The sequence below is a fragment of the Streptococcus suis genome, from assembly GCA_002831545.1.
Taxonomy (GTDB): domain Bacteria; phylum Bacillota; class Bacilli; order Lactobacillales; family Streptococcaceae; genus Streptococcus; species Streptococcus suis_P.
In genome coordinates this window covers 2441340-2467789 of the sequence record CP025095.1, presented here as the reverse complement: position 1 = coordinate 2467789, position 26450 = coordinate 2441340, and the positions used below count along the sequence as shown (strand labels likewise).

The 26450-nt window shown below is 41.7% G+C and carries 31 protein-coding genes; 29 read left to right on the top strand and 2 right to left on the bottom strand.

Features of this window, described 5'->3' with window-relative positions:
- Positions 1 to 64: 64 nt before the first annotated feature.
- From CWM22_12100 to CWM22_11980, 25 genes are all read left to right on the top strand, one after another.
- Positions 65 to 742 carry a resolvase gene (locus tag CWM22_12100; GenBank protein AUC92582.1) on the top strand — a complete coding sequence of 226 codons (678 nt, stop codon included), beginning with the start codon at positions 65 to 67 and terminating at the stop codon, positions 740 to 742.
- Between the two features lie 234 nt (positions 743 to 976).
- Entirely contained in the window at positions 977 to 2230 is a 1254-nt protein-coding gene (locus CWM22_12095; GenBank protein ID AUC92581.1) for a hypothetical protein, read from the top strand.
- 157 nt (positions 2231 to 2387) lie between these two features.
- Complete coding sequence (gene rsgA / locus CWM22_12090; protein AUC92580.1) at positions 2388 to 3263, top strand: ribosome small subunit-dependent GTPase A; 876 nt, start codon at positions 2388 to 2390, stop codon at positions 3261 to 3263.
- Between the two features lie 14 nt (positions 3264 to 3277).
- Positions 3278 to 3937 (top strand): ribulose-phosphate 3-epimerase, encoded by a 660-nt coding sequence (locus tag CWM22_12085; protein ID AUC92579.1) that lies wholly within the window; start codon positions 3278 to 3280, stop codon positions 3935 to 3937.
- Complete coding sequence (locus CWM22_12080; GenBank protein ID AUC92578.1) at positions 3930 to 4562, top strand: thiamine diphosphokinase; 633 nt, start codon at positions 3930 to 3932, stop codon at positions 4560 to 4562. The genes CWM22_12085 and CWM22_12080 overlap by 8 nt, the downstream gene beginning before the upstream one ends.
- Positions 4563 to 5801, top strand: a complete 1239-nt coding sequence (locus CWM22_12075) for a DNA recombination protein RmuC (GenBank protein AUC92577.1) — start codon at positions 4563 to 4565, stop codon at positions 5799 to 5801.
- On the top strand, positions 5791 to 6732 hold the full coding sequence (locus CWM22_12070) for an HD domain-containing protein (GenBank protein ID AUC92576.1): 942 nt from the start codon (positions 5791 to 5793) through the stop codon (positions 6730 to 6732). The genes CWM22_12075 and CWM22_12070 overlap by 11 nt, the downstream gene beginning before the upstream one ends.
- A complete protein-coding gene (locus tag CWM22_12065) occupies positions 6732 to 7610 on the top strand; it encodes a phosphotransferase family protein (protein AUC92575.1) in 879 nt (292 codons plus the stop codon). Before CWM22_12070 ends, CWM22_12065 begins: the two co-directional genes overlap by 1 nt.
- An 89-nt stretch (positions 7611 to 7699) precedes the next feature.
- Complete coding sequence (locus tag CWM22_12060) at positions 7700 to 8512, top strand: pur operon repressor (protein ID AUC92574.1); 813 nt, start codon at positions 7700 to 7702, stop codon at positions 8510 to 8512.
- A gap of 94 nt (positions 8513 to 8606) precedes the next feature.
- Complete coding sequence (locus tag CWM22_12055) at positions 8607 to 9476, top strand: XRE family transcriptional regulator (protein ID AUC92573.1); 870 nt, start codon at positions 8607 to 8609, stop codon at positions 9474 to 9476.
- Between the two features lie 271 nt (positions 9477 to 9747).
- Positions 9748 to 11967 carry a peptide cleavage/export ABC transporter gene (locus tag CWM22_12050; GenBank protein AUC92572.1) on the top strand — a complete coding sequence of 740 codons (2220 nt, stop codon included), beginning with the start codon at positions 9748 to 9750 and terminating at the stop codon, positions 11965 to 11967.
- Positions 11960 to 12427, top strand: coding sequence for an AraC family transcriptional regulator (locus CWM22_12045; GenBank protein AUC92571.1), 468 nt, complete (start codon positions 11960 to 11962; stop codon positions 12425 to 12427). The genes CWM22_12050 and CWM22_12045 overlap by 8 nt, the downstream gene beginning before the upstream one ends.
- 167 nt (positions 12428 to 12594) lie before the next feature.
- The gene (locus tag CWM22_12040; GenBank protein ID AUC92903.1) at positions 12595 to 13827 is read left to right on the top strand and encodes a secretion protein HlyD; all 1233 of its coding nucleotides are present in this window, start codon (positions 12595 to 12597) and stop codon (positions 13825 to 13827) included.
- Positions 13828 to 13967: 140 nt separating this feature from the next.
- A complete protein-coding gene (locus CWM22_12035) occupies positions 13968 to 14276 on the top strand; it encodes a hypothetical protein (protein AUC92570.1) in 309 nt (102 codons plus the stop codon).
- A gap of 455 nt (positions 14277 to 14731) precedes the next feature.
- A complete protein-coding gene (locus CWM22_12030) occupies positions 14732 to 15043 on the top strand; it encodes a hypothetical protein (protein AUC92569.1) in 312 nt (103 codons plus the stop codon).
- 94 nt (positions 15044 to 15137) lie between these two features.
- On the top strand, positions 15138 to 16082 hold the full coding sequence (locus tag CWM22_12025; protein ID AUC92568.1) for a hypothetical protein: 945 nt from the start codon (positions 15138 to 15140) through the stop codon (positions 16080 to 16082).
- Positions 16083 to 16130: 48 nt separating this feature from the next.
- Entirely contained in the window at positions 16131 to 16313 is a 183-nt protein-coding gene (locus CWM22_12020; protein ID AUC92567.1) for a hypothetical protein, read from the top strand.
- 210 nt (positions 16314 to 16523) lie between these two features.
- Positions 16524 to 17270, top strand: a complete 747-nt coding sequence (locus CWM22_12015; protein AUC92566.1) for a hypothetical protein — start codon at positions 16524 to 16526, stop codon at positions 17268 to 17270.
- Between the two features lie 34 nt (positions 17271 to 17304).
- A complete protein-coding gene (locus CWM22_12010; GenBank protein ID AUC92565.1) occupies positions 17305 to 17490 on the top strand; it encodes a hypothetical protein in 186 nt (61 codons plus the stop codon).
- Positions 17491 to 17501: 11 nt separating this feature from the next.
- Positions 17502 to 17759: a hypothetical protein gene (locus CWM22_12005; protein ID AUC92564.1), complete on the top strand. Its 258-nt coding sequence runs from the start codon at positions 17502 to 17504 to the stop codon at positions 17757 to 17759.
- 47 nt (positions 17760 to 17806) lie between these two features.
- Complete coding sequence (locus tag CWM22_12000; GenBank protein AUC92563.1) at positions 17807 to 18709, top strand: hypothetical protein; 903 nt, start codon at positions 17807 to 17809, stop codon at positions 18707 to 18709.
- Between the two features lie 196 nt (positions 18710 to 18905).
- A complete protein-coding gene (locus tag CWM22_11995; protein ID AUC92562.1) occupies positions 18906 to 19091 on the top strand; it encodes a hypothetical protein in 186 nt (61 codons plus the stop codon).
- The gene (locus tag CWM22_11990) at positions 19072 to 19422 is read left to right on the top strand and encodes an IS66 family insertion sequence hypothetical protein (protein AUC92561.1); all 351 of its coding nucleotides are present in this window, start codon (positions 19072 to 19074) and stop codon (positions 19420 to 19422) included. The genes CWM22_11995 and CWM22_11990 overlap by 20 nt, the downstream gene beginning before the upstream one ends.
- Positions 19423 to 19473: 51 nt before the next feature.
- Positions 19474 to 19680, top strand: coding sequence for a transposase (locus tag CWM22_11985; GenBank protein AUC92560.1), 207 nt, complete (start codon positions 19474 to 19476; stop codon positions 19678 to 19680).
- Positions 19634 to 20986: a transposase gene (locus CWM22_11980; protein AUC92559.1), complete on the top strand. Its 1353-nt coding sequence runs from the start codon at positions 19634 to 19636 to the stop codon at positions 20984 to 20986. The genes CWM22_11985 and CWM22_11980 overlap by 47 nt, the downstream gene beginning before the upstream one ends.
- Before the next feature lie 50 nt (positions 20987 to 21036).
- On the opposite strand, the gene CWM22_11975 is transcribed toward CWM22_11980, so the two are convergent.
- On the bottom strand, positions 21037 to 21915 hold the full coding sequence (locus CWM22_11975; protein ID AUC92558.1) for an RluA family pseudouridine synthase: 879 nt from the start codon (positions 21913 to 21915) through the stop codon (positions 21037 to 21039).
- Between the two features lies 1 nt (position 21916).
- The gene (locus CWM22_11970) at positions 21917 to 22885 is read right to left on the bottom strand and encodes an NAD(P)/FAD-dependent oxidoreductase (protein ID AUC92557.1); all 969 of its coding nucleotides are present in this window, start codon (positions 22883 to 22885) and stop codon (positions 21917 to 21919) included.
- Between the two features lie 216 nt (positions 22886 to 23101).
- On the opposite strand from CWM22_11970, the gene CWM22_11965 reads away from it, so the two are divergent.
- The 4 genes from CWM22_11965 (at position 23102) to CWM22_11950 (ending at position 26307) form a co-directional block, all read left to right on the top strand.
- The gene (locus CWM22_11965) at positions 23102 to 25285 is read left to right on the top strand and encodes a penicillin-binding protein (GenBank protein ID AUC92902.1); all 2184 of its coding nucleotides are present in this window, start codon (positions 23102 to 23104) and stop codon (positions 25283 to 25285) included.
- Positions 25286 to 25318: 33 nt separating this feature from the next.
- Positions 25319 to 25471: a 50S ribosomal protein L33 gene (rpmG, locus tag CWM22_11960; protein ID AUC92556.1), complete on the top strand. Its 153-nt coding sequence runs from the start codon at positions 25319 to 25321 to the stop codon at positions 25469 to 25471.
- A gap of 9 nt (positions 25472 to 25480) precedes the next feature.
- Entirely contained in the window at positions 25481 to 25657 is a 177-nt protein-coding gene (locus tag CWM22_11955) for a preprotein translocase subunit SecE (GenBank protein ID AUC92555.1), read from the top strand.
- A 110-nt stretch (positions 25658 to 25767) separates the two neighbouring features.
- Complete coding sequence (locus CWM22_11950) at positions 25768 to 26307, top strand: transcription termination/antitermination protein NusG (protein ID AUC92554.1); 540 nt, start codon at positions 25768 to 25770, stop codon at positions 26305 to 26307.
- The last annotated feature ends 143 nt before the right edge of the window (positions 26308 to 26450 follow it).

Here is a 26450-nt window from a genome sequence, read left to right as displayed (position 1 = left end):
GATCACATGTTCATCAGACCTTTTATACCAACCCCCGCTACAATAGTAGAACAAGGAGGAAAATATGAAGAGAATCATCAAGCAATACCAAGAAAAAGGCTCTGTTGTCATTGGCTACGCTCGTGTGAGCTCGAGGGATAATCGGCAAGAACTGGGGCTAGAAGTGCAAAAAGAAGCCCTACACTTCTGTGACAGACTCTACATGGAAAAGGAATCGGGAGGTCATCAAGACCGCCCACAACTTCAAAAAGCTATCAGGCTAGCCAAAGCCTGTGCTGAAAGCGGTATAGAGACCACTTTTGTAGTCTATAAGCTAGACCGCCTAACCAGAAAGATGCTCCATCTGTCTGCTATCATCTCAGACTTGACCAGCCACCATATCCGCCTGCAATCCATCCACGAACAAATCGAAACAGACTCGCTAACAGGTCGATTCTTCTGCCTCATGTTAGGCTATGTGGCAGAATGGGAACTACAAGCCATTTCTGACCGCACCAAAGATGGTCTACGTAAAGCCAGAGAACGTGGTGTAAAATTGGGCAATAAGGGTATATCAAAATCAAAAGAAAAACAAGTGATTCAGAGCTATGTGGCAGAAGAAACAACTATCCGAGACATGGTCAACCAGTTGAATATTTCAACAGCGACCATCTATCAGGTCTTAAAACGAAATAATATCCCATTTCGTCGTCAAAAAGCACATAATTCTTTGACAGAAACAGGAGAAGATGATAGACTGTAGGCGAATACATTTGTTTTAGCAGACGGTCGTTTGCTAAAACAATCAAAGTTATCAATAGAAAATATTCAAAATGCTGATTTGACGGGCTTTTCAAGCCTTATCAAGTTGGCATTTTTTTGATTTTTCTATGTTTTAGTTAACGACCCTTAACTAAAACAGGTACAAACCCTATTGTAGCAGGGGATTATAAGGTGAAAAAGAAAGGAAAGGTCGATAAGACCTTGGGAAAATAGAATGCAGGTAAAAAAATTTGCTAAATGGGGCCTTGCTCTTACTTCAACCCTTGTTTTGAGTGGTGTGGTTGCTCAGGTGGGTGGCAATTTGGTGAACAACTCCACAGTTGTTCATGCGGAGGAGATACAGTCAAGAGTTGCCGTTCATGCGGGATATTACTTTAATGGCGAATTGGTGTTTGCTGCATTTGACCTGGAGGAGTTTTGGGTTAGTCCTGGAGAGAGTAGATCCATAGTAGTTCCGGCGGTTGATGGGTATGTTTATGAAGGTAAATACCTCCTTTCCAATAGAAATGGAGAGAGATTACTTCAGGGTAGCCCAAGCGCTCGATATGAAGATACTGTTGGCAGTAGGTTTGTGGACGTCATCTTGATCTATGCTCCAGTCGACAAACCAGTTGACACTCCAACTGAACAACCAACTGAACAACCAGTTGCAACCCCAGCTGACCAGCCAGTTGAAAAACCAATTTCGGTACTAATAGGTGCAATTTCAGAAGTTGATGGTCCATTATCTCATTACTATGTTACCATCAACCCGGGAGAAACAAAGACGGTAGAAACACCCAAAGTTGATGGATACAAGTTGGACCAATACACTAGTCCAACCTATGAACTTACCTATGATAATGCCTTAAAGCAACTAAACTCTGCTGGTTTTGCATGGGTTCAATTCTGGATGATTAAGGACGCCGCTCCAGAAACCCCAGTCGAACAACCAACTGAACAACCAACTGAACAACCAGTTGAACAACCAGCCGAACAGCCAGTTGAACAACCAACTGAAAAACCTGCGGAAACTCCAACAGACAAACCAGCTGACCAGCCAGCTGAACAACCAACTGAACAACCAGCCGACCAGCCAGCTGAACAACCAACCGAACAACCAGCTGACCAGCCAGTTGAACAACCCGTTGAAAAACCTGCTGAAGTTCCAGTTGAGCAACCAGTTGAAACTCCAGCTGAAGTTCCAGTTGACACTCCGACAGACAAACCAGTTGAACAGCTAACAGATGCCTCGTCCTTAACTGACCAGACAGCTGACAAGGTTCAAGCAGTGACACCAACAGATAAGAAAACGGTAGACAAGTCCGCTCTAAGCACTCCTGCTGTTAAACCAGAGGAAGTATCACAACCTGTTGCCAAAACCTTGCCAAAAACAGGTGATAGCAGCTCTATGCTCCTAGTCTTAGGGGGCGTCTTGTCCGGTCTTTCAGGTCTAGGATTAGCTGCCACATCACGCAAAAGAGACTAGTCCATCTATGTATCCCAAGAAAGCTCTCGTTTGAGGGCTTTTCTAGTGCACATATTTCCATTGGCAAGAAAATACTAGCTGTGCAGGACTTGGCTTTACTCCCTTTTTCCTAGGAAATTTGGTATAATAGGAACAAGTACACACAAAGGAGTCTTCATTGCAAGGAAGAATTATCAAGGCCTTGGCAGGTTTTTACTATGTCGAGGCGGATGGACAGATTTATCAAACCAGAGCCAGAGGAAATTTTCGTAAGAAAGGTCAAACGCCCTACGTGGGTGATTTTGTGGACTTTTCTGCGGAGGAAAACTCAGAAGGCTATATTTTAAAAATCCACGAGAGAAAGAATAGTTTGGTTCGACCTCCAATTGTCAATATCGATCAGGCGGTGGTTATCATGTCGGCCAAGGAACCTGATTTTAATGCCAATCTACTGGATCGTTTCCTAGTGCTTTTGGAACAAAAGGACATGGACCCGGTTATTTACATCTCTAAGATGGATTTGGTAGAAGACAGGACAGAAATGGATGACTTTAAGGCTATCTATGAGAAAATTGGCTATCCATTTGTCTATCATTTGGAGGAATTGACTCCATTATTGCAGGATAAGGTGACGGTCTTTATGGGGCAGACAGGGGTTGGCAAGTCGACTCTCCTCAATCGCATTGCACCAGAATTAGCCTTGGAAACAGGGGCGATCTCAGATAGTCTGGGGCGTGGGCGCCATACCACTCGTGCGGTCAGCTTCTACAATGTCTTCGGTGGGAAAATTGCGGATACGCCCGGTTTTTCATCCCTAGACTATGAAGTCAAGGAGGCTGAGGCTCTGACAGATTGTTTCCCAGAGATTGCGGAAAGCAGCCGGGGGTGCAAGTTTCGGACCTGTACCCATACCCATGAGCCGGATTGTGCGGTCAAGGAAGCTGTTGCCAGCTCTGCCATTTCCCAAAGCCGCTTTGATAATTACCTCCAATTCCTCAGCGAAATCCAAAATCAGCGTGAAACCTATACAAAGGTTAGTAAGAAATTCAAATAGAAAGTTGGTACTCTATGTCACATTATAAGATTGCGCCGTCTATTTTGGCGGCAGATTATGCAAATTTTGAAAAAGAGCTCAAGCGTCTAGAAAAGACAGGTGTGGAGTATGTGCACATTGATGTCATGGATGGTCACTTTGTGCCAAATATCAGCTTTGGGGCGGATGTGGTTGCGGCCATGCGTCCTCATAGCAAGCTGGTTTTTGATTGCCATCTTATGGTGTCCAATCCTGAAAATCATATCGAAGGCTTCGCCCGTGCGGGTGCAGATATTTTAACCATTCATGCAGAAGCAACGGTTCACCTGCATGGAACACTGCAAAAAATTCGTGCAGCTGGTATGAAGGTGGGTGTTGTCATCAATCCAGGCACGCCGCTTGTAACCATTGAGCCTGTGCTCAACTTGGTGGATCAGGTTCTGCTCATGACGGTCAACCCAGGTTTTGGTGGACAAGCCTACATTCCAGAAGTGGCTGAGAAGATTGCGGATTTGGTTAAAATGCGTGAAGCCAAGAGCTTGAACTTTGACATCGAAGTAGACGGCGGGATTGACGACAAGACCATTCATTCAGCCAAAAATGCGGGTGCCAATGTCTTTGTGGCTGGTTCCTATCTCTTCAAAGGAGACTTGGATGCCAACGTTGCCAAATTGAGAACTGCCCTACATGTTTAAGATTGCTGTTATTGCAGGCGGTTCCTTTGACCGCCTTCCTGAGCCTGCCGACCTCTATGTGGGGGTAGATGCAGGCTCTCTTCGTCTTCTGGACCATTCCCTGCCTCTTGACTGGGCTATCGGTGATTTTGACTCGGTGACACCTGAAGAATTAGGGCGGATAAAGGATCTAGCAGAGCGTTTTTTGCAAGCTCCTGCCGAAAAAGACGATACCGACTTGGAGCTGGCTTTAAAGGAAATCTTCAAGGCCTATCCGCAGGCCCAGGTTCGCATATACGGAGCCTTGGGTGGTCGCATGGACCACATGATGAGCAATCTCTTTCTGGCTGCTGAGCCGGACTTGGCTGCCTATATGGAGCAGATTGAATTGGTGGACAGTCAGAACATCGTCCGATTTCGACCTGCAGGTCAGCACCGTTTGTCACCGATTGCTGGTATGAAGTACATTTCCTTTATGCCGTCGGACCAGAGTCGCCTGACCATTCGTCATGCCAAGTACCCGTTGGATGCCAGCAATTATTTTTTCAAAAAATGCTATGCTTCTAACGAATTTATAGATAGAGACATAGACATTCAACTGGATCAGGGTTACGTGGTCCTGATCTACAGTAAGGACAAGGATTAGATGGATATTGTATTACTTATTTTGCTGATACTGGTCTTGGTGGCCTTGGTTTTTCTTTATGGAAAATGGCAGAGCTTGGCCCTGCTTTTGCAAGATCAAGCCGAAGATACAGCAGACAACTTGTCTGATCAGCTCAGCTATCAACTAGAAAATGCTACCCTCAAACAGCAGCAAGCCATTCATCAGGAGGTGGAAAGACTCCGCACGGAGCTTTACCAACAGCTAACCGACATTCGCCAAGAGCTGAATAAGAGCCACTTGGAAACGCGAGATGCCACTGACCGTCGCTTGCAGGCCATTCAGGAGTCTAATGAAAAACGCCTAGAAGAAATGCGGCAGACGGTTGAGGAAAAGCTGGAGAAAACCCTGCAAACCCGCCTACAAGCCTCCTTTGAAACGGTGTCCAAGCAATTGGAATCGGTCAATCGTGGTCTGGGCGAAATGCAGACGGTAGCGCGTGATGTGGGCAGTCTGAACAAGGTTCTGTCTGGTACTAAAACCCGTGGCATCATGGGTGAATTGCAGCTGGGACAGATTATCGAGGATATTTTGACACCTAGCCAATATGAGCGAGAGTTTGCCACAGTTTCAGGCTCTAGTGAGCGTGTGGAGTATGCGGTCAAGCTACCAGGACGGACCGAGGGAGACTATATCTACTTGCCAATCGATTCCAAGTTTCCGCTGGCGGATTACTACCGCTTGGAAGATGCCTACGAAAGTGGGGACAAGGACCAGATTGACCTCCATCGCAAAAATCTCCTAGCAGCTATCAAACGTTTTGCCAAGGACATTCAGAGCAAGTACCTCAATCCGCCTGAAACCACCAACTTTGGCGTCTTGTTCTTGCCAACCGAAGGGCTGTATTCGGAAGTGGTCCGCAATCCCATTTTCTTTGATGAGCTTCGCCGTCAGGAAAATATCGTGGTAGCAGGACCGACCACCCTGTCTGCCTTGCTCAATTCCCTATCCGTCGGTTTTAAGACCCTTAACATTCAACGGTCGGCCGATGATATTTCCAAGGTCTTGGGCAATGTCAAGCTGGAATTTGGCAAGTTTTCTGACCTCTTGCTTAAGGCTCAGAAACAACTCAATCAAGCCAGCAGCAATATTGACAAACTCCTAACCACTCGCACCAACGCTATCGAGCGTAGTCTTCGTACCATTGACCTGTACGAAGATGACCAAACCAAGGGGCTGCTTAGCCTGTCCCCATTAGATGAGGAAGATAATGAAAATTAACCAAATGAAAAAAGATGAATTCTTCGAAGGGTTCTATCTGATTAAGACCGCTGAAGTCCGTCAAACACGAGCTGGCAAAGACTACCTAGCTCTGACCTTCCAAGATGATACGGGCGAGATTGAAGGCAAGGTCTGGGATGCCCAACCAGGGAAAATCAAGGATTTTACTGCTGGGACAGTTGTTCACATGCAGGGTCGCCGTGAAGTTTACAATAATACCCCCCAAGTCAATCAATTGGTTCTGCGTTTGCCAAAAGCTGGCGAGCCGAATGATCCTGCAGATTTTAAGGAAAAACCTCCTGTTGATGTCAAGGACACCAAGGAATATCTGAGCCAGATGATTTTCCGCATTGAAAATGCCACTTGGCAGCGGATTGTCCGTGCTCTCTACAGCAAGTACGACAAGGAATTCTATTCCTATCCAGCAGCCAAGACCAATCACCATGCCTTCTACTCAGGATTGTCCTTCCACACGGCGACCATGGTACGTTTGGCGGATGCTATCGGTGATATTTATCCTCAGCTCAACAAGAGCCTGCTCTTTGCAGGGATTATGCTGCATGACCTAGCCAAGGTTATCGAACTGACAGGACCTGATAACACAGGCTACACTGTACGTGGCAATCTGATTGGGCACATTTCCTTGATTGATGAAGAGATTACCAAGGTCTTGGTGGAATTGGGCATTGACGATAGCAAGGAAGAAGTGACTGTTCTGCGCCACGTTATCCTCAGCCACCACGGCCTCTTGGAGTATGGTAGCCCTGTCCGTCCACAGATTATGGAGGCAGAAATCCTCCACATGATTGACAACATCGATGCCGAAATGATGATGTTGTTGACGGCCTTGGACAAGGTCGGACCAGGCGAGATGACTAGTCGCATCTTTGCTATGGACAACCGTGCCTTTTATAAGCCCAATATCGACTGATGGCAGTTAAGGTTTTATCACGTGAGCCTCTCACAAAAGGCTGGTCCACGGACCAAAAGTTCAAGGTCCGGCTCGATGACGGTCGCTTTTGTCTTATGAGAATAGTAGAGCAGACATCCTATGAGGCTAAGCAAGCAGAATTTCGATTGGTTCAAAGCTTGTTTGGACAAGACTTGCCTGTGGCAGAGCCACTAAGTTTTTGGGCGGATGAGGAGTCAGTCTACACCCTTTATGAATGGATGGAAGGTCAGGATATGAATGAAGTGGCTTCTAGCCTATCTGATTCTGTCTTATATGATTTGGGCTGTCAGTCAGGGCAGTTTTTGCGAACCTTGCATGCCCTACCGATTGACCAAAGTCAACGGGACTGGAACAGTTTTTATCAGGCTAAGATTGATAATAAATTAGCTGCCTACCAAGCAGCTAGTCATTCCTACCCAAATGGTTCTGCTATGATAGACTTTGTTCAAGCCAACCGTCACTTGCTGGCAGGAAGACCAATTGCCTACCATCATGGAGATTTTCACACAGGTAACTTCCTACTGGGTGCGGATGGGAAACTGAAAATATTAGACTTTGATCGCTACGACATAGGAGACCCCTGGGAAGAATTCAACCGTTTGATTTTCACGGCAGATTTGTCTCCAGCCTTTGCGCGTGGTCAGGTAGATGCCTATTTTGAAGGCGCTATTCCAGAGGAATTTTGGAGACTCATGGCTCTTTATGTAACAGTAAATAGTCTAGGCGCTCTTTCTTGGGCAGAGCGCGTAGATCCCCTCCAAATCCCCTTGATGCAGGAACAGGCGGCCACCATCTCAGAATGGTATGCGGACTTTACTCGCTGGATTCCAACGTGGTATCTACAAGTTTATAGCTAAATACGAAAAAGCGAACTTTTTCAAGAAAAAAGGTTCGCTTTTTGTGTTTTTATGTGCTATAATAGGAAAAAGCCAAAAAGGAGAACAATATGAAATTAAGAAGAAGTGAGCGTATGGTTGTCATTTCCAATTACCTCATCAACCACCCTTATGAATTAACTAGTTTGAATACCTTTGCGGAAAAGTATGAATCTGCCAAGTCATCTATCTCAGAGGATATTGCCATCATTAAAAAGGCTTTTGAGGAAAGCTCTATCGGGCATATTGAAACCATTACTGGTGCCAGTGGAGGAGTTGTTTTTACTCCATCAATCTCTAAGGCAGAGTCTGTCGAAATTGCACAGGCCCTTCGTGATCAGATGGCCGAAAGTAATCGTATCTTGCCAGGCGGTTATATCTATTCATCTGACTTGCTGTCTACACCGCATATTTTGAAAAATGTTGGCCGTATTATTGCTAATGCTTTTAAGGAAGAAAAGATTGATGCGGTCATGACAGTTGCGACTAAGGGGGTCCCTTTGGCCAATGCTGTTGCCAATGTCCTTAATGTACCGTTTGTTATTGTGCGTCGTGATTTGAAAATCACAGAAGGTTCAACCGTTTCTGTCAACTATGTGTCAGGATCTAGCGACCGTATCGAAAAGATGTTCCTGTCTAAGCGTAGTTTGAAGGCAGGAAGCCGTGTCTTAATCGTCGATGACTTCTTGAAAAATGGTGGCACCATCAATGGTATGATTAGCCTCTTGTCTGAGTTTGACTCAACCTTGGTAGGCGTGGCTGTCTTTGCAGAAAACCAAAAAGGGGACCGTAGCGTAGCTAACTACAAGTCTCTACTCGCTGTGACCGACATCAATGTCAAGGAAAACCGAGTCGATGTAGAGTTGGGAAATATTTTTGATTAATCGTTAAGCCTCTCTTGATGAGAGGTTTTTTGTTGTTTGTCTGCTAGGGCTTAACCTGTTATAATAAATATAGATTGGATTCTGAGAGGTTGATATGAAAGTTCTACTAGCAACAAGGTTAAAAAATAGAAGAAAAGAATTGGGTTGGTCGCAGAAGGAGTTGGCAGAAGGGGTCTGTGATCAGGGGCAGATTAGCCGGATTGAGAAGGGAACCTACATGCCTGGTGCAGACTTGCTTCATGCCCTTGCTAAAAAACTCCAAGTCAGAATGGACTATTTTTTTGATGAAGAGGAAAGCGAAATTGTCTCTGACCTGAAACACTTTAGAAAACTTGCCAAAAACTGTCTTATGCAAAGAGATTATGAGGCTTTGGGCTTTCTATATGAAAGGGAAAAGGGCACCCTATCTCATCTGACCTTTCCAGACCAAGTTTATTTGGAATGGGTGGAGGCTGTTTTAGCAGAGAATTTGGAAGCAAGGCGAGAAGATGCTATTCAGAAATTGAGGGAGTTGCTGGAACGAGTTGGGGAGAATAGGAGAGGCTACCTCTATCTGTACAATAGTTTATTGATTCTATTGATTCGAGATGAGAAGAATGCTGAGGCAGAGCAATTCTATAGTGAGGTAATCGAAAAGATTGATAAAAATAAGTTGGATTTATTGGTGGATATAGATGCTTACTTCAGTATTCAGTCCAACTACATCCGCTACCTATGGTTGACAAATCAGTTGGAAAAGGGAATTGAGCTGGTTACAGCCTGCATTGAGGAATTCAAGTCAATCTATCCTATCCATTTCTTGGCAGATTTTTATTGTGACTTAGGAAATGTGACAGAAGACTTTGCGGATAAGCAACTGGTCAAAAAACGCTATGAACTATCACGACTTCTTTACGAGTTAGCAGGCATTGATGCTATTGCTTTGAAAATAGAAAAATACCTCAAAGAAACCTATACAGATTGAGCTTGCTCCAGAGGGGCAGGCTTCTTTTTATATCAAAAATATAACAATAATAAATTTTGTTAGAAAAATATCAAAAAACATTGACAATAGGTAACGAAACGGTTATACTATAGAAAAGAAAGGGGTTACAAAATGAAAAGAATAGTTAAGAGTGTTTTGGTGGTGGGATTACTAGCGGTTATTTTAATTAGAGTTCCACAATTGCCGAGAGTTTTTGGTGTAGATAGAGAAGAAATATTTATCTATGCAAAATAGTTAGGGCGGAGTATATATGTTTAAAAAATATGCTTGCACTTTGCAACATGACCAGTCAGATTGTGCAGCAGCTGTTGTCTCCACTGTATTATTGACCTATAAAAAAGAACTTTCAATAATGAAAATTCGGGAAATTATTGGAACAGATATGTATGGAACGACCGTTCACGGAATTGTTTCTGGTCTTGAAAAGTTAAATTTTACCGTAAAGGCAGTTCGAGTATCCTTGGATGACTTAACTGGAGATATTAGCTTTCCAGCTATACTACAAATACGGAATAGTCTGGGGCAGAATCATTTTATAGTGATTCATAAGATAAAGAAAGATGGTAATTATTTGGTAGCTGATCCAGCAAAAGGACTGGATATGCTTTCAATTACAGAACTTGAGGAAGTTTATCAAGGAATAGCCATTTTCATGGTTCCAAATAGCGAGTTTGAAAAAGGAAACATGAAAGGCAAAGGACTATTTGACTTATTTTCAGCTCTGATATTAACACAGAAAGGACTTGTGGGGACAATCATCTTAGCATCATTCTTGCTAAGTATCGTTGGTATTTTGTCTAGTCTTTTTTCCAAAGTTATTATGGATGAGATTATTCCCTTTGGATTAAAGAACAGCTTATACTTATTCTTGATTGTTTTTGGCATCGTTTCTTTAGTGCAGAGTCTCTTATCTGCTTTTAGGCAACATATTTTGCTCTTCCTATCAAGAAAAATTGATATTCCTGTGCTCCTGGGCTATTATGACCATATTATTCACCTACCTTATAGTTTTTTCGGTAGCAGAAGGGTGGGTGATGTCTTGACACGGTTTCAAGATGCCATGACGATAAAGAATGTTTTTACCTCGGTTTCTATTTCGTTAGTTATGGATATTAGCCTATCACTGATAAGTGCCTTTGTTTTATGGCACCTCAACCCCACTTTATTTCTAATATTGGTTATGATGGTGATTGTGAATATCGTGTTAATTTATTGCTTCAAGAAACCTTATAAGAAGATTAATAATGAGCAGATGGAAGCAAACTCTATGCTTAATTCGCAATTGATAGAATCTATTCGTAACATAGATACCATAAAATCACAGCATGATGAACGACAACGTTTGGATAAATTGGAAGAGAATTTTGTTCACACCTTAGAAATTGGCTATAAAGAAGGTGTTTTACAAAATATTCAATCTACAATTTCTTCTATAGCTGGAACTCTAGGGAATTTGATTTTTATGGGAGTAGGTGCCTTATTTATTATTGATAACAAGATGACAATTGGTGATCTTCTTGTTTTTCAGACCTTGAGTCAGTATTTTACTGAGCCTGTTCAGAATTTGGTTGGTCTCCAACTTACTTTTCAGGAAGTTCAGGTTGCTGTTAGCCGACTTCAAGAATTGATGGATGTTGAGCGCGAAGATAGTCAAGTAGGGAATAGTATCTATAATTTTTCGCTATTGGAAGATATTGCTTTCAAAAATGTTACCTTTGCATATGGGTCTAGACCCCCTATTATTCGCGATTTTAGTTTGACTATCAACCAAGGTGAAAAAATCGCTTTTGTAGGTGAAAGCGGAGCAGGAAAGAGTACTCTTGTACGACTTCTTCTTCATTTCATTCAGCCTATTGAAGGTCAAATAAAGTTTGGTGAGTATGACTTAGGGGATTTGGATTATGGAGAATTACGGAAAAAAATAGCTTATATCCCTCAAACAGTCGAGCTCTTTTCAGGGACTATAATTGATAATTTAAAGATAGGAAATCCAGAAGCTAGCTATGAGGATATGATACGTGTATGCCGAATAGTAGGGATTCATGATACAATTCAAAAATTACAAAACCGATATGGTTCTTTTGTTGAAGAAGGTGGCCAGAATTTCTCAGGAGGAGAAAAACAACGTCTTGCTATTGCCCGAGCTCTTCTTAGTAAAGCAGATCTTTATATTTTTGATGAAGCAACTTCCAATCTAGATTCCTTTAGTGAACAGATTATCCAAAATTTAATATTTGAAAAAATTATTGGCAAGACGACAGTTGTAGTGGCCCACAGATTATCAACGATTCTACGTTGTGATAAAATCTGTTTTTTGGAAGACGGGAAAATTGCAGAATATGGGACGCATGATGAGTTGATGAAGTTGGGTGGCCGCTATGCAACAATGGTTGGTTTACAAAGCATTCAACTAGATAAGCAAGAAAAAACAGTTGCTACTAGCTGGTCAGAAGAGGTGGTATATGAGTAAGTTAGAAGTATTAGAAAACAAGAAATTAGTTTTGAAAAAAGTGATTTGTAAGAAGCTAAGTAGCCTTCAGTTTGAAGACTTGGAACAAGAAATAGATAAGTTTTATCAGCACTTACAATTACTGAAAGTGCAAATGTTTGGCCCTTTGATTGTAAAAAATAGTGGAACTATTCTTCATGAAGATGGGACTATTACTGTAGACTATGATTTGTATGTCCAAGCTCATGATTTTCGCCAGTATGATAAGTTTTATACTGTTTATGAAGAAATTGTTTGTCCACATTGTGTCTATGTACGATTTGAAGATAGTCCAGAGTATTTGCAATATGCATATTCTAAACTAGATTTACATTTCTATGAAAATGATTTGGAAACAAATGGCATTATTTACACCGTCTATGTCAATACAAATAATGAAACCATGACGGTGGATATTTTTAGACCGATTATTAGCTTATGAAACTATATAACAAATCTGAACTTCGTTATTCTAGAATCTTCTTCGATAAGCGTCCTCCAGCCTACGCGTTTATCCTAATCTTTAGTACACTAGCTACTTTGATTATAGCTTTTGCAGTATCTGCCTATTTGCCTAAAAATTACATAGTCAAAGCTAGGGGGACTTCCGTGATAACAGGAACAGAGTATGTATCTGCTCTGAGCAATGGGAAGATTGTGACACTTCATAAAAAGGAAGGGGATAGTGTAAAAGCTGGTGAGGTTATTCTTTCTCTATCTAGTGGACAAGAAGGACTTCAGACTGAATCTTTAACTAAACAATTGGACAAGCTCAAAGCTAAAGAGAGTCTCTTTCAAAAGTATGAACAGTCTCTGAATGAAAAAGTTAATTATATGGCAAATTCAGGTGAAGAGCAGGAGTATTACGGGAAGGTAGAATATTATCTATCTCAACTTAGCTCAGAAAACTATAATGATGGTAGTCAATATGCTAAGTTGCAGGAAGAGTACACTAAGTTGAATAAATTAGTGGCGGAGAAAAGTCAATTAGAAACGGACTTGTCTAGTTACCAATCGCAACTTGCTAATCTAGAGGCAGAATTAGCAACTCTCTCTGTTCAAGAGACAGCAGAAACGAATTCCGATAGTGAGACCAGTTCATCATCCGCTGACACTTCTTCTAATAGCATTCAGCTGGAGCAACTAAATACAAAAATATCAGAAGTCAAAACAAAAATTGAAACGACCACTTCTTCTATACAAGGAAAGGGGACGGAAATAGAGTCCTTACAGTCTAGTATTAGGGAGATGGAGCGTTCTTACAACGACCCTACTTCTCAAGCTTACAACACCTATGCTCAGTTAATCAGTGAGTTAGGTACAGCAAGGGCGGCCAATAATAAAAGCATAACAGAGTTAGAAGCCAATTTAGGGATTTCCATAGGTCAGGATAGAGGGCTAACTGTTTCTGCCTCTAGTGATGGAACCCTACATTATGTTACTCCGCTCAAGCAAGGTATGTCTGTCCAACAAAACCAGACTATTGCTGAAATTGCTGGTAGTGATAGAGAAGCCTATATAGAAGCTTTTGTTCTTGCGACAGATATTTCCCGTGTTGCTGTTGGTGCAGAGGTAGACATAGCTATTACGGGTGTAAACAGTCAGAAATTTGGTACCTTAAAGGGTGCTGTAACTCAGATTGACTCTGGAACGATTACTCAGGAAACTCAGAATGGTAATGTTAGTCTTTACAAGGTGGTTGTTGCTCTTGAAGAATTGACTCTAAAAAAAGATGAAGAAATTGTAGTTTTACAAAAAGATATGCCAGTGGAGGCTCGTATCGTTTATGATAATGAAACCTATTTGGATTGGATTCTAGAATTGTTGAGTTTTAAACAATAGTGGTTTTACATCTTTACAGTAGATAAATTCCAACAGTATGGATGAAAGGTCCTTCTGCTATCTAGGTAAAGAATGAGAAACGTTGATTATATCCAGTTAGAGGATTGTGTCTAACTATGATTTTTTAAAGGAGAATTTTTATGGAATTAGTAATGCCGAATAATTATGTAGTTCTTGAAGAAGAAGAAATGATGTACCTTGATGGGGGTGAAATAGCCACAGCTACTGTATTAGGGATAATATCAGCTGCCGTAGCTGCGGGTGGAGCAGCTTATGGAGCTGGCTTAGCTGCAGGTACTAGAGTATACTATGCAGGGTTAAGAAATTCGCAATATCAAAAAATCAAATGGCAAGTTCGGGCGGTGGCACTAGTTGTTGGAAATGTTTGGGGAGGTATTTTTATGACCGGATTTGAAAACGCTTTCTATGCAAAAGTAACTGGGAAGTAATCATTTATGAAATATTTACCTTTGTTCTTATTCATAGAAGGCAGTATTGTTCTTTTGTTATGCGGTACAATATATTTTTCGCAAAATGAGTTTAATCAGTTATCGGGGGTTGCACTTATTGTTACATTAGCACAAATTTGTATGCTAATTTCTTATTACTTATTGATAAAAGTAAAATAGCTTTGTATTAAAAGGTTGTAACATTATTTGTCAATAATTTATTTATGAAGATAAATCTAATGGTACTATCTTTATAAAAAATATTAAAGAAACCTATTTGGATTGGATTCTAGACTTGTTGAGTTTTAAACAATAATGGTTTTACATCTTTACAGTAGATAAATCCCAACAGTGTAGATGAAAGGTCCTTCTGCTATCTAGGTAAAGAATGAGAAACGTTGATTATATCCAGTTAGAGGATTGCGTCTAACCATGATTTTTAAAGGAGAATTTTTATGGAATTAGTACTACCAAATAATTATGTGGCTCTTGAACAAGAAGAAATGATGTATCTTGACGGGGGTGATTGGAATAATTTCAGAAAAAATATTCAGGGTCTGTGGGCAAGAACTGCTGCCTTGAGATTTGCGTTAAGAGAGTCGGGATTGACCAATTATGCTGGTCAAGTAATTGTAGCAAGCTACCCTGTTTTAATGGCTAAAGTTGCCTCGATTTCTACTACAGTTCTTGCGATAACTGGAATAGCTGGGTTGGTAGCAGCTGTTGGATTGGGGGCTGCACTTTACGGCTGGCGTCTGTTTTATTGATGATTGTAAATTAGACAGTTTAGCGAGGTGAGACAAATGTTTAGCCTCGTTATTGCCCATAATGATATCAAACATTTAGAATGGAATTAAGAAGATGAAACTGCGGCATTATTTCGTGCTATTAGTAGGAGTACTGATATTCTCTCTTGTTTGTATTCCGCCGATTTTTATCGGCAGATATGGGGATGGTTTGTTATTATTTACTCTGGTGTTTTTTCTAGTTGGTACGCCAATCTTTTTATTTATCAACCAACTCATTTCTACCTTATCTTTTATGCTGGCTTCATTTTTGACAAACCAGAAGATTATTTATAGCTATTTCTGCACCTATTTATCTTTTGATAATGTACATATACCCTGTTTCTTGTTCTTACAATTTTTCGGTCTTTCTCCTGCCATTTATTTAGAAGACAGAGGTTCTACGAAATATAGGGGATATTTTCAAGTTTATACAACCATATTTTTTACTTTTCAGTCCCTCCTATTTATTTTAGGTGTCCATCTTCTAGATTTTAGGGGAAGTTTACTCCCGTTACTTCCATTTTCCCTCCTAACTTTCTTTCACACTGGATTTTTTTTGAAGGAGTATCGAAATTTTTATCGGTACAAATCAAGAATTCTGACAGCTTTAGTCAGAAAAGAAGATCAAATTCATCTGAAAGAATTTTGGGATGAGAGCGTTCTTGGTAACAAGGACTTGGTTTATCAGTTGCTTTGTTACCTGATTTTGATAAAAAGTAGGTTGAACCGGGAAGAAGTTGAAGCGATAGAAAGTTTGGAAAAGTCTTATTTTGAAAACATAGAAAATAGTAGGGAACACTATAGTTTCTTAGATACCATCAAGATAAATCTATACATGCAGAGGGAAAATAAGGAAGAATATAGGATTTATAAAAAGATACTGGATTCGTGGACTGGGGAGCGTCCGTATTATTATTTGCTGGTAGATGAAATATATAGGAACATCGAACTTGAGAATAAGTTGGATCTATCCTTGGCTGTTTCGGAGATTCCAATTATTTTGGATGTATTGAAATGAGAATTGCTTTTCTATCCAGGCTCTTCCACGTTGTGAGGTAATGAAACGATGAAAATTGAAAAAATCTTTGTACTTGTCTTTTTTGGCTGTCTGCTTCTCTCATCATTTACATTTTTAGCTTATGATCATGTGAGCGAAGAGGTAAAACAATGGATTATAGGGATAAATATTCTCTTCTTTCTTTTGATTCTAGCCACGATGTTCTATGCGAAATTGATGTGGAAAAAATGATATACACTTGTAGAAAGGACGCTTGCTGTAATTGCTAGTGCAGTAGCTGTTGATGCAGTTGTGTATTTAACAGAGAGATAAGCTATTCGTTTATTGTAACGTCATAGAGAAAAGGAGAGCCTATGGAAATGGGATTGCTAGATCATTTTATTGAAAGAGTAGTTGAAAAAAATCGGTGTCTTCAAGAGATTATAGGGATAGGGCAGTAAGATGATTCAAAAAATAACTATTCTACAAATTCTGTTGATCGTTCTGATACTTATTTTAGGAGCCTTTTCTACTCTGCTGTTAGAAATATCAGGCTTAGTCTTAGCTGGTCTGACTTTTGTATATATCCTGTCAACAGTACCGATTTATTACACAAAATCGAAACAGCTTCGCCTGTTGTTAACGGTCAATTCCTTCCTCCTTTTGAGCTTGTGCCTCAGTTTTGGGGAATTGGCTTTCTATCTAAGATTAGGAATCGTGTTTTCTGTAGCTGTATTGCAGTGCTTGATTTGTTTCTTCTTAGCTAAGGAATCGCCTAGCGATTTACAAGAAGAATTGAGACATGTTCAGGCTTTCGAATCAAAAATTGACAAAAATGGTCAGTTATCAAGCCTGACAAAAATCAGTTATGGCCTTATGCTAGTCAGTCTATTGGTCCAGAGTTTTGTCCCAACTTTGTTTCTGATTTTTCTATTGGTTGTGAAATATCTAGTTGACTGCTACGCAAGGGTTAAACTGGTTGAGCTGGTTAGAGGGAGTCTGCTACTCAACTACTTGGTTGGCTTGATTCTTCTGGAACAGTTGGTATATATAGGCTTATTTTGTCTACTATGGACGGGTTCTCATTTGACTCTGTATGTAGGGGTTCTAGCTTTTTCCAATTTCCTGATTCCCTTATTAAAACAGAGGGAATACAGGCTAAGTAGGCAACTCATTGCTGGTAAAGGACAAGATTTTCCAGATTCGTAATGCGACAGTTTAGACTCTTGTTCTTGGAGGTGCTATGGCAAAAATAAAATTTTGGAGAAAGATAAGCTACGTGATTCTGGTAGTGATACTGATGGCAGTCTTTCTCTACCGATTGGGCTTGTCCGATATCGGAAGGCTTGAATTGGTGATTTACGTCGTATTTTTCAACCTTGCCCTTATGCAACTGTTGAAACGAAAGAAGAAAAATAGCTTTATATGAGGAGAAAACGAATGCCAATCTATCTATTATTTGTTATCCTATCGCTAAATGTGCTTGTGCTACACCAACTCTATCTCTATTCCAAGAAACAGGAAGAGTTGAATGCCACAGTTGCTTTTCTGGTTTGCTTACTTGTGACGGTTCTGCCTAATGCAGAAGATTTCAATGCGATTCTTGGCTTGATTACAGGCTCTATTGTGATTATCTATTTGGGAAGTTTCGTCTATTCCAGACTGGCTTCTCGGAGAAAACATACAAACGAACCGTAGTTGCGAATATTTTATGGAGATCGACCTGTGATGAAAGGATAACGGATATGACGCCTAGAATTAGTAGAGGTTTACTCTTTCTTTCTATGTATGGACTGTGGTTGGAGCTATATTTGCTGATGAATAAGCTGTCATTCAGTCTAGCGGCACCCTTTGATTTTATAGCAGTTATGGCTCTGACGTTTTTAGTCTTGCTGCTGGTAAAAATCCTTCTAGACCTGCTATTCGCATGTAGAGATGTGTACAAGAGAGAGCGGATTATTACGATCTTCCCTTTTATTTTTATCAGAGGAGAAACAATAAACGTGAGATTCTCGCCTTATTTTTCCTTCCATCGTAAAACGTTGTCAACAGATAGTTTAAAATATGGATCGAAAATCAGTTTTCTTCTCTTACTGTTGATTTTCCTAACACTTATTTTGAATAAGCCTGTTCTATCTATATTGTTTACAAGCCTGTTTTTGTGGAATATAGTGGACATCACTCATTTGACTTTTAATGCCATAGAACCAGTATTCAACCAGTATAGGTGGAAAAGAGAAACTTCAGTTGAACCTTATTTGCATCAAAGTATGACGAAACGACTACAACAATCAGGGCTGGATTACTCTGATTTGATGTGCCTTCTTCTTTACGATGCGATTCACCAATGCTGCTGTTTAATTGACAGTGATTTAGTTGAACCGATTCTGGAAAGAGTTGTAGATACCAAGAATGTTATTTTGTGTACAGGCTTGGTAGAGCTACTTCTGTATGAACTATCTATTAGCAATCATCAAGGTAGTTTAGAAAAGGTCGAACAGATTAGAAAGCAACTGATCGTCATCAATCAACTAGATTTTTTCTGTTATACAAGTTGGTTACGCTACAATTTTGAATGCTGTTTGAATCGGGAGTATGATGAGATTAAGTCACGCAAGTTATTGATAAGCAACCGTCAAATCCTTTAAGGTTGAGATAATTGTTTTGCTTAAAATGCTTCATCCGATAAAAAAGGAACAATAAAACCTCCAAAGTTTTGTCTAACTCTTGGAGGTTTTTTGGTTTCCTTAATTGCTTTTTTGTAACCGCCCAATAACAAGGTATCTATCTAATCACTCCCTCCTCCTGTATACTGTTATAAAAAACAAAACTGGAGGATTTATTATGTCACACCCCATCGTCCCATTGACTATTCCCCTATCTCGCCGCTTTGAGAAGAAAGGCAGAAATGATATTCTGATGAAAATTCGTCTCGGAAAAGTGGAAGTCACATTCTTTCACTCTATCAACCAAAAAATATTAGAAACAATCTTGGATAAGGTACTGCACTATGACCATCCGACTCAGTGATTTAGGTCAAGTCTACTTGGTTTGCGGTAAAACGGACATGCGTCAAGGGATTGATTCTCTCGCCTACCTTGTCAAAAGTCAATTCAATCTGGATCCCTTTTCAGGTCAGGTCTATCTCTTCTGCGGAGGTCGAAAAGACCGATTCAAAGCTCTTTACTGGGACGGACAAGGATTTTGGTTATTGTATAAACGTTTTGAGAATGGAAAATTGACCTGGCCAAACAATGAAGAAGAGGTCAAGGCTCTAACTTCCGAGCAGGTGGACTGGCTCATGAAAGGATTTTCTATCAATCCAAAAATAAATCTTTCAAAAAGTCGTGATTTCTATTGAAATCATGGCTTTTCTTTGTGTATAATGAGATAAAAAGAAGGAGGTAAGTCCATGGAGTCACAAGATAAAGTGATTGAAAGTCTAACAAAAACCATTGAAATCATGACCAACGAGTTGAGCCTCCTTCGTGAACAGATTGAGTATCTGAGACAGAAACTCTACGGAAAATCATCAGAGAAGGTTGTGTATCAACCCGGTCAGCTGAGCTTGTTTGGGGAGGAAATTCTCCCTGAAGAAGAAGCTGACTTACCCAGTTGAAACAGAAACGATTACCTATAAACGCAAGAAAGCTAAGGGAGTTCGTCAGGCTATTTTCAGCCAATTCACTCCAGAGATAGTGCATCACGAATTGCAAGGCGAAGATTGTACCTGTCCAGACTGTCATGGTCAATTAAAGGAGATTGGTTCAACTGTTCAACGACAAGAGTTGGTCTTCATTCCTGCACAATTAAAGCGGATTGACCATGTTCAACACGCATACAAGTGTCAGGCATGTAGTCAGAAGAATCTGAGCGATAAGATTATCAAGGCTCCCATTCCTAAGGCACCTTTGGCACACAGCTTGGGTTCAGCCTCTATCATTGCCCACACCATTCACCAGAAGTTCAATCTGAAGGTGCCCAATTACCGTCAGGAAGAGGATTGGAACAAGCTCGGTCTGCCCATCAGTCGCAAGGAAATAGCCAATTGGCACATCAAGTCTAGTCAGTATTATTTCGAACCGATTTATAACCTGTTGCACGAGAAATTGTTGGAGCAGCCTATTCTCCATGCGGATGAAACCTCCTACAAGGTCTTAGAAAATGATAGCCAGTTGACCTTCTACTGGACTTTCTTGTCTGGGAAGCATGAGAAAAAGGGCATCACCCTCTATCATCATGACAAACGACGGAGTGGCTTGGTTGTGGAGGAAGTTCTTGGGGACTATGCGGGCTATGTACATTGTGACATGTGGTCAGCCTATCGGCAGTTAGACAAGGCTCAGCTGGTTGGCTGTTGGGCTCATGTCAGAAGAAAATTCTTTGAGGCGACTCCTAAGAAGACAGACAAGACTTCTTTAGGAGCCAAGGGCTTAGCCTATTGCGACCGCCTGTTTGCCTTGGAGAATGACTGGACTGACTTGTCTACTGAGGAGCGGCTGCATAAACGGCAGACAGAGTTGGCTCCCTTGATGGACGAGTTCTTTGATTGGTGTCGCAATCAGGCTGTCTTGCCAGGTTCCAAATTGGGCACTGCAATAGAGTATAGCCTCAAATACGAAACCACCTTCCGAACCGTTCTCTCGGATGGCGATTTAGTCCTGTCCAACAATATGGCTGAGAGGGCTATGAAGACCTTGGTGATGGGACGTAAAAATTGGCTGTTCTCTCAAAGCTTTGAGGGGGCCAAGTCGACAGCTATCATTTTGAGTCTTTTAGAAACTGCTAAACGACACGGTCTTGATGCAGAGAAATATATGACCTATCTTCTAGAACACTTACCTAACGAAGAGACGCTCGCAAAAAAAGAAGTTCTGGAGGCTTATTTACCATGGGCTGAAAATATTCAAGAAAAGTGCAAATAGAAAAAGGTTCCAGAGTCGACAGGACTTTGGAACCTTTTCAATATACCTTGTTATTGGGCGGTTACGCTTTTTTTCAAGACCTTTTCAAAACTCTCCGACCGTGCTTCCACGCTGATTTTTTCGAGTGTCAGCGGGTGGGTCAGGCTGAGTTTTTGGGCGTGGAGCATGAGGCGGGGGGCAGCGACTCGACTGTAAAGCGGGTCACCAATTAGGGCATGACCATGGTGGGCTAGGTGGACCCGAATCTGATGTGTCCGCCCTGTCTGAAGGCGACAGGAAACGAGACTATTTTTGCCAAGGGGCTTCAAGAGGCGGACCTGGGTCAAAGCTCCCTGTCCCTTGCGGTTGTCGACCACCCGCTTTCTGCGGTCGTGTCGGTCCCGTCCGATTTTATCAGTGATAGTCCAGTCTGTCTTTCTTAGCTGCCCTTGGCAGAGGGCCAGGTAGTCACGGTAGATGACCTTGTCCTCCAAAAGCCGATTGAGAATGGGCAGGATAAAGGGATTTTTGGCAAAGAGAATGGCTCCGCTGGTTTCCATATCCAGCCTGTGGACCACATAGCAGATCTGACCGACATAGGCGGATACATGGTTGAGCAGGGCGATTTCCGTCGGCTCATTGCCGTGGGTTTTCATGCCTTCGGGCTTGTTGACGATAATCAAATGCTCATCTTGATAGAGTTCCTCCACCAAGTCCGCTTGTCCCAGAGGAATGCTTTTTTCAGGATAATCTTCCTGGTCAAAGGTCAATTCTAACAAGTCGCCTGCTGTAATCGGGCTCTGCCAGTTAATCAGCTCGCCGTTGACACGGACATGCTTCTTGGTACGGAGGAAGTGGCGGATTTTTCTGGGAATGAGAAAATAATCTTCCAAGACTTTCTTGACAGTCAGCTGCGGAAAGGCTTGGGGAATGCGAATATCAATTTTCATCTTATAGGCTGGTCGAGTGCTTGGGTTGCACTTTTTCATTTGGATTGAGGTAGTTCATGGCATTGTTGACTGCGGTTGGGGCTTCGCCTAGTCCAGTCGCAATCAGGTCAACCTTGCCTTCATAGAAGCAACAGTCACCGATAGCATAGATACCAGTGACAGAGGTTTCTTGCTTGCTGTTGACGACGATGCGGTGGCGATTGAGTTCCAATCCCCATTCTTTCAGCGTACCGACAGATGATTTGAAACCGTAGTTGACAAAGAGGTGGTCGAAAGACAGGCTGAGCTTGTCCCCGCTCTTAACCTTGTCAAAATGAATGCTAGAAGCTCTGCCATTTTCCCCAGAGAGCCCTTTAGGAACAAAAGGTGTGTGGATGCTGACGCTGGACTGCTTGAGCTCTTCCACGCTGTGCTCGAGGGCTCGGAAGTTGTCACGACGGTGGACGATCTGGGTGGTTTTGGCGATTTTTTCAAAGGCCAGGGACCAATCGACCGCAGAGTCACCGCCACCCAAGACGACGATGTCCTGGTCGGCATACTGCTGGATATTAGACACGTGGTAGTGGACGTTGTCAAAGCTGTCGGCACCGTCAATCTCCAACGGACGAGGCTTGAAGGCCCCGCCACCCATAGCGATAATCAGGGTCTTGGTTTGGTGGTTTCCCTTGTTGGTTGTTAGGGTAATGGTTTCTCCAGGCTCGATAGCAGTCAGGGTTTCATTGAGGCAGATTGTGGTGTCAAATGGAGCCAGTTGGGCAAGGAGGTTGTCGGTCAATTCCTGTCCGGTCAGACTTGGAAAGGCTGGGATGTCTAAAATAGCTTTTTCAGGATAGAGAATGGCGGGCTGGCCACCCAGTTGGGGCAGGGAGTCAATGATTTTGACCTTGGCTTGACGGAGATGAGCGTAGAAGGCGGCGAAGAGACCGACTGGTCCGCCACCGATGATAGTAATGTCATATACTTGTGTCATGGGAATCCTCTTTTTTGTTCAGAATGACCCTATTTTATCATATTTTTGAGAAAATTTCTCTCCTCTCTCAGCTGTCACAAGTGTCAAGAGGGGCTTTTTCTTAAGGAAATGTGCAAAATGTAGTATAATGGAAAAAATTCAAACAGAAAGGAAGAGATGATGGACCAAGATTTACAAGAAACCATCCAGATAAAGGGATTAGATGAAAAAGAAACAATGGATAGACCAGTTCAGTCTGGACAAGAGGGACCTTCCCGTCGCAGTCGACGAGGGAGTGGTAAGTCGTTAGATAAGCCGAAGAAAAAATCTCGCATACCGGAACCCGTCCGCAAATTTTGGCGTCGTTACCAGTTGACTAAGATTTTGATGATTTTGGTCGGGCTTATGGTGTTGACAGTTGGTGGCTACCTCTTCTTCCTAGCAAAAACAGCTAATGTTGGTGATTTACAGGAGGCCTTGAAGGCTACAACCATTATCTATGATAAGGACGGGGCGGAAGCCGGAACCTTGTCGGGACAAAAAGGGACCTATGTCGAATTGGACGCTATTTCGGACAATTTGGAAAATGCCGTTATCGCGACAGAAGATAGGAGTTTTTATAAAAATTCAGGGATCAACTACCAACGGACGATCTTGGCTGTTTTGACTTTGGGGCGTTCAGGCGGGGGATCCACCATTACTCAGCAGTTGGCAAAAAATGCCTTCTTGACCCAGGAACAAACCATTAGTCGTAAGGCTAGAGAATATTTCCTTGCCCTTGAAATCAATAAAAAATACAGCAAGCAAGAAATATTGACCATGTACCTCAACAATGCCTATTTTGGTAATGGGGTATGGGGAGTAGAAGATGCCAGTCAAAAATATTTCGGTATTCCAGCCAGCGATTTATCGATTGAGCAATCAGCCGTATTGGCAGGGATGTTGAAGGGGCCGGAAATTTACAACCCTTATTATTCACTTGAAAATGCGACCAATCGTCGCAATACGGTCTTGCAGGCCATGGTGGATGCTGGAGTTATTGATCAGGCGACAGCAGATGCAGGTTTTCAGGTGGATTTGGCCAGTCAATTGGCAGATACCTATTCTGGGAAACAGAGTAACTATTCTTATCCGTCCTATTTTGACGCTGTGATTGCAGAGGCTATTGATCGGTATGGTTTGAAGGAATCAGATATCATCAATAACGGCTATCGAATATATACCGAAATGGACCAAAATTCTCAAGCGAGTATGCAGGTTATCTTCAATGATGAAACTATGTTCCCGACTTCAAGTTATGATGGAACCTCGGCTCAAGCTGCAAGTGTAGCTTTGGATCCTGCAACTGGCGGGGTTCGAGCCTTGGTTGGGCGCGTGAATAGTTCGGAAGATGCTGTGTTTCGAACATTCAACTTTGCGACCCAAGCTAAGCGTAGTCCCGGTTCAACTATTAAGCCCCTTGTTGCCTATGCGCCAGCGGTAGCAGCGGGTTGGGCAATTGATACACCATTGGATAACCATACAGAAACCTATGGGGATTATACCTTACACAACTATGACTATTCAACTTCGGATACCATTCCAATGTACCAAGCTTTAGCTTTATCTTACAATCTGCCAGTTGCATATATTGTAAATACCTTTGGGATTGACAAAGCTTTTGAATTTGGTCAAAAGTTTGGTCTTGATATGGAAAATGTTGAAAAGGTACTTGGTGCGTCAATCGGATCAGGTGTGGAAACGAACCCCTTGCAAATGGCTCAGGCCTATAGTGCTTTTGCGAATGATGGTGTAATGAAGGATGCTCATCTAATTACACGTATTGAAACAGCGAGTGGAAAGGTATTGGCTCAGCATCGCGAGACAAGTACAAAAGTAATTGACCGCTCGGTTGCAGATAAAATGACCTCTATGATGCTTGGGACCTATACGAATGGTTTAGGTGTATCTGCAGATGCGACGAATTACTATCTTGCAGGAAAAACGGGAACAACCGAAACAAGTTTTGATGTAAATCTTGTTAATGACCAGTGGTATATTGCTTATACACCTGATTTGGTTATCAGTCAATGGGTTGGTTTTGAACAGACGGATGAGAATCATTACATTGATAGCAGTGGCTACTGGATGGCACCGGCCGTCTTTCAAACGGTTGCTAATTCGATCTTGCCTTACACAGCTGGGACACAGTTTGATGTAGAGAATGCCTATGTTCAAAATGGAATTGTAGAGGTTGCTGAAGAGTCCGTAACACAGTCTGAATTTGGAATCAATCAAAAGCAGGTGCAGGAGATTTCTGACCAGGCGCGAAACTTGATTGAGCAGACTAAGCAAAACTTGATTGATGCACAGTTGCCAGAGCGAGCAAAGACCTTGTGGGATAACATTACGTCTTGGTTTGGAGAGTTGTCAAATCCATAAAAACATGGTAGAATGAAAAGGATGGAGGGCTTTATGGCACTAAAAAAAGCAAGCCTAGCCTGTACTGTTTGTGGTTCTCGAAACTATTCAATCAGCCTTTCGAGCAATCCCAAGCCAACACGGTTAGAAGTAAATAAATTTTGTAAACACTGTGGACAATACACTGTTCACAAGGAAACCAGATAGGAGTCGCGCATGAAATTTATCAAAGACATTATCCGCATTTTAAAAGATACGTCTTGGCCAACTCGTAAGCAGAGCTGGACGGATTTCGTGTCTGTAGTGGAATATACTGCCTTTTTCGTAGCAGTGGTTTACCTCTTTGACTTGATTTTGTCACGAGGAATCATGAGCTTGATCAATCTTTTCTAGAAAATACTTGCCATTTGTAAAATGGAAGTGATATAATAAAGAAAAGCGAAAGCCTTCGGGCTTTTTTTAGCGTCTAAAAAATGCAGTGTTTCCAAAGAAAGGAAGTTAAAATGTACGATAGTTTTGATAAAGGCTGGTTTGTTTTACAAACCTATTCAGGATATGAGAACAAGGTCAAGGAAAACTTGCTCCAACGTGCCCACACCTATAACATGTTAGAAAACATTCTTCGTGTAGAAATCCCAACACAGACTGTTCAAGTTGAGAAAAACGGTGAAGTCAAGGAAGTAGAAGAAAACCGTTTCCCAGGTTATGTATTGGTAGAGATGGTTATGACAGATGAGGCTTGGTTTGTCGTTCGTAACACACCAAACGTTACAGGTTTCGTAGGTTCACACGGTAACCGTTCAAAACCAACGCCACTTTTGGAAGAAGAAATCCGTCAAATCTTGGTGTCTATGGGACAAACCGTTCAAGAATTTGATATTGATGTCAAAGTTGGCGATACAGTTCGTATCATTGACGGTGCCTTCACAGACTACACAGGTAAAATTACAGAAATCGACAACAACAAGGTTAAGATGGTTATCTCTATGTTTGGTAATGATACCATTGCTGAAGTTAATTTGAGCCAGATTGCTGAGTTGTAATAAGTTGTTAAAGCGCAGGGAGACCTGTGCTTTTTCTTGTTTTTGAGGGCGCAAATTCAAAAAAAACTTGCCAAAGATTTAAAAATTTTATAGAATTAGGTATACCTAACTTATAAATTAATTAATCTTAAAAACGGAGGTTT

Coding starts and splice junctions, on each gene's coding strand:
- CWM22_12100 (AUC92582.1), top strand. CDS start 65: ATGAAGAGAATCATCAAGCAATACCAAGAAAAAGGCTCTGTTGTCATT.
- CWM22_12095 (AUC92581.1), top strand. CDS start 977: ATGCAGGTAAAAAAATTTGCTAAATGGGGCCTTGCTCTTACTTCAACC.
- CWM22_12085 (AUC92579.1), top strand. CDS start 3,278: ATGTCACATTATAAGATTGCGCCGTCTATTTTGGCGGCAGATTATGCA.
- CWM22_12080 (AUC92578.1), top strand. CDS start 3,930: ATGTTTAAGATTGCTGTTATTGCAGGCGGTTCCTTTGACCGCCTTCCT.
- CWM22_12075 (AUC92577.1), top strand. CDS start 4,563: ATGGATATTGTATTACTTATTTTGCTGATACTGGTCTTGGTGGCCTTG.
- CWM22_12070 (AUC92576.1), top strand. CDS start 5,791: ATGAAAATTAACCAAATGAAAAAAGATGAATTCTTCGAAGGGTTCTAT.
- CWM22_12065 (AUC92575.1), top strand. CDS start 6,732: ATGGCAGTTAAGGTTTTATCACGTGAGCCTCTCACAAAAGGCTGGTCC.
- CWM22_12060 (AUC92574.1), top strand. CDS start 7,700: ATGAAATTAAGAAGAAGTGAGCGTATGGTTGTCATTTCCAATTACCTC.
- CWM22_12055 (AUC92573.1), top strand. CDS start 8,607: ATGAAAGTTCTACTAGCAACAAGGTTAAAAAATAGAAGAAAAGAATTG.
- CWM22_12050 (AUC92572.1), top strand. CDS start 9,748: ATGTTTAAAAAATATGCTTGCACTTTGCAACATGACCAGTCAGATTGT.
- CWM22_12045 (AUC92571.1), top strand. CDS start 11,960: ATGAGTAAGTTAGAAGTATTAGAAAACAAGAAATTAGTTTTGAAAAAA.
- CWM22_12035 (AUC92570.1), top strand. CDS start 13,968: ATGGAATTAGTAATGCCGAATAATTATGTAGTTCTTGAAGAAGAAGAA.
- CWM22_12030 (AUC92569.1), top strand. CDS start 14,732: ATGGAATTAGTACTACCAAATAATTATGTGGCTCTTGAACAAGAAGAA.
- CWM22_12025 (AUC92568.1), top strand. CDS start 15,138: ATGAAACTGCGGCATTATTTCGTGCTATTAGTAGGAGTACTGATATTC.
- CWM22_12020 (AUC92567.1), top strand. CDS start 16,131: ATGAAAATTGAAAAAATCTTTGTACTTGTCTTTTTTGGCTGTCTGCTT.
- CWM22_12015 (AUC92566.1), top strand. CDS start 16,524: ATGATTCAAAAAATAACTATTCTACAAATTCTGTTGATCGTTCTGATA.
- CWM22_12010 (AUC92565.1), top strand. CDS start 17,305: ATGGCAAAAATAAAATTTTGGAGAAAGATAAGCTACGTGATTCTGGTA.
- CWM22_12005 (AUC92564.1), top strand. CDS start 17,502: ATGCCAATCTATCTATTATTTGTTATCCTATCGCTAAATGTGCTTGTG.
- CWM22_12000 (AUC92563.1), top strand. CDS start 17,807: ATGACGCCTAGAATTAGTAGAGGTTTACTCTTTCTTTCTATGTATGGA.
- CWM22_11995 (AUC92562.1), top strand. CDS start 18,906: ATGTCACACCCCATCGTCCCATTGACTATTCCCCTATCTCGCCGCTTT.
- CWM22_11990 (AUC92561.1), top strand. CDS start 19,072: ATGACCATCCGACTCAGTGATTTAGGTCAAGTCTACTTGGTTTGCGGT.
- CWM22_11985 (AUC92560.1), top strand. CDS start 19,474: ATGGAGTCACAAGATAAAGTGATTGAAAGTCTAACAAAAACCATTGAA.
- CWM22_11975 (AUC92558.1), bottom strand. CDS start 21,915: ATGAAAATTGATATTCGCATTCCCCAAGCCTTTCCGCAGCTGACTGTC.
- CWM22_11970 (AUC92557.1), bottom strand. CDS start 22,885: ATGACACAAGTATATGACATTACTATCATCGGTGGCGGACCAGTCGGT.
- CWM22_11965 (AUC92902.1), top strand. CDS start 23,102: ATGGATAGACCAGTTCAGTCTGGACAAGAGGGACCTTCCCGTCGCAGT.
- rpmG (AUC92556.1), top strand. CDS start 25,319: ATGGCACTAAAAAAAGCAAGCCTAGCCTGTACTGTTTGTGGTTCTCGA.
- CWM22_11955 (AUC92555.1), top strand. CDS start 25,481: ATGAAATTTATCAAAGACATTATCCGCATTTTAAAAGATACGTCTTGG.
- CWM22_11950 (AUC92554.1), top strand. CDS start 25,768: ATGTACGATAGTTTTGATAAAGGCTGGTTTGTTTTACAAACCTATTCA.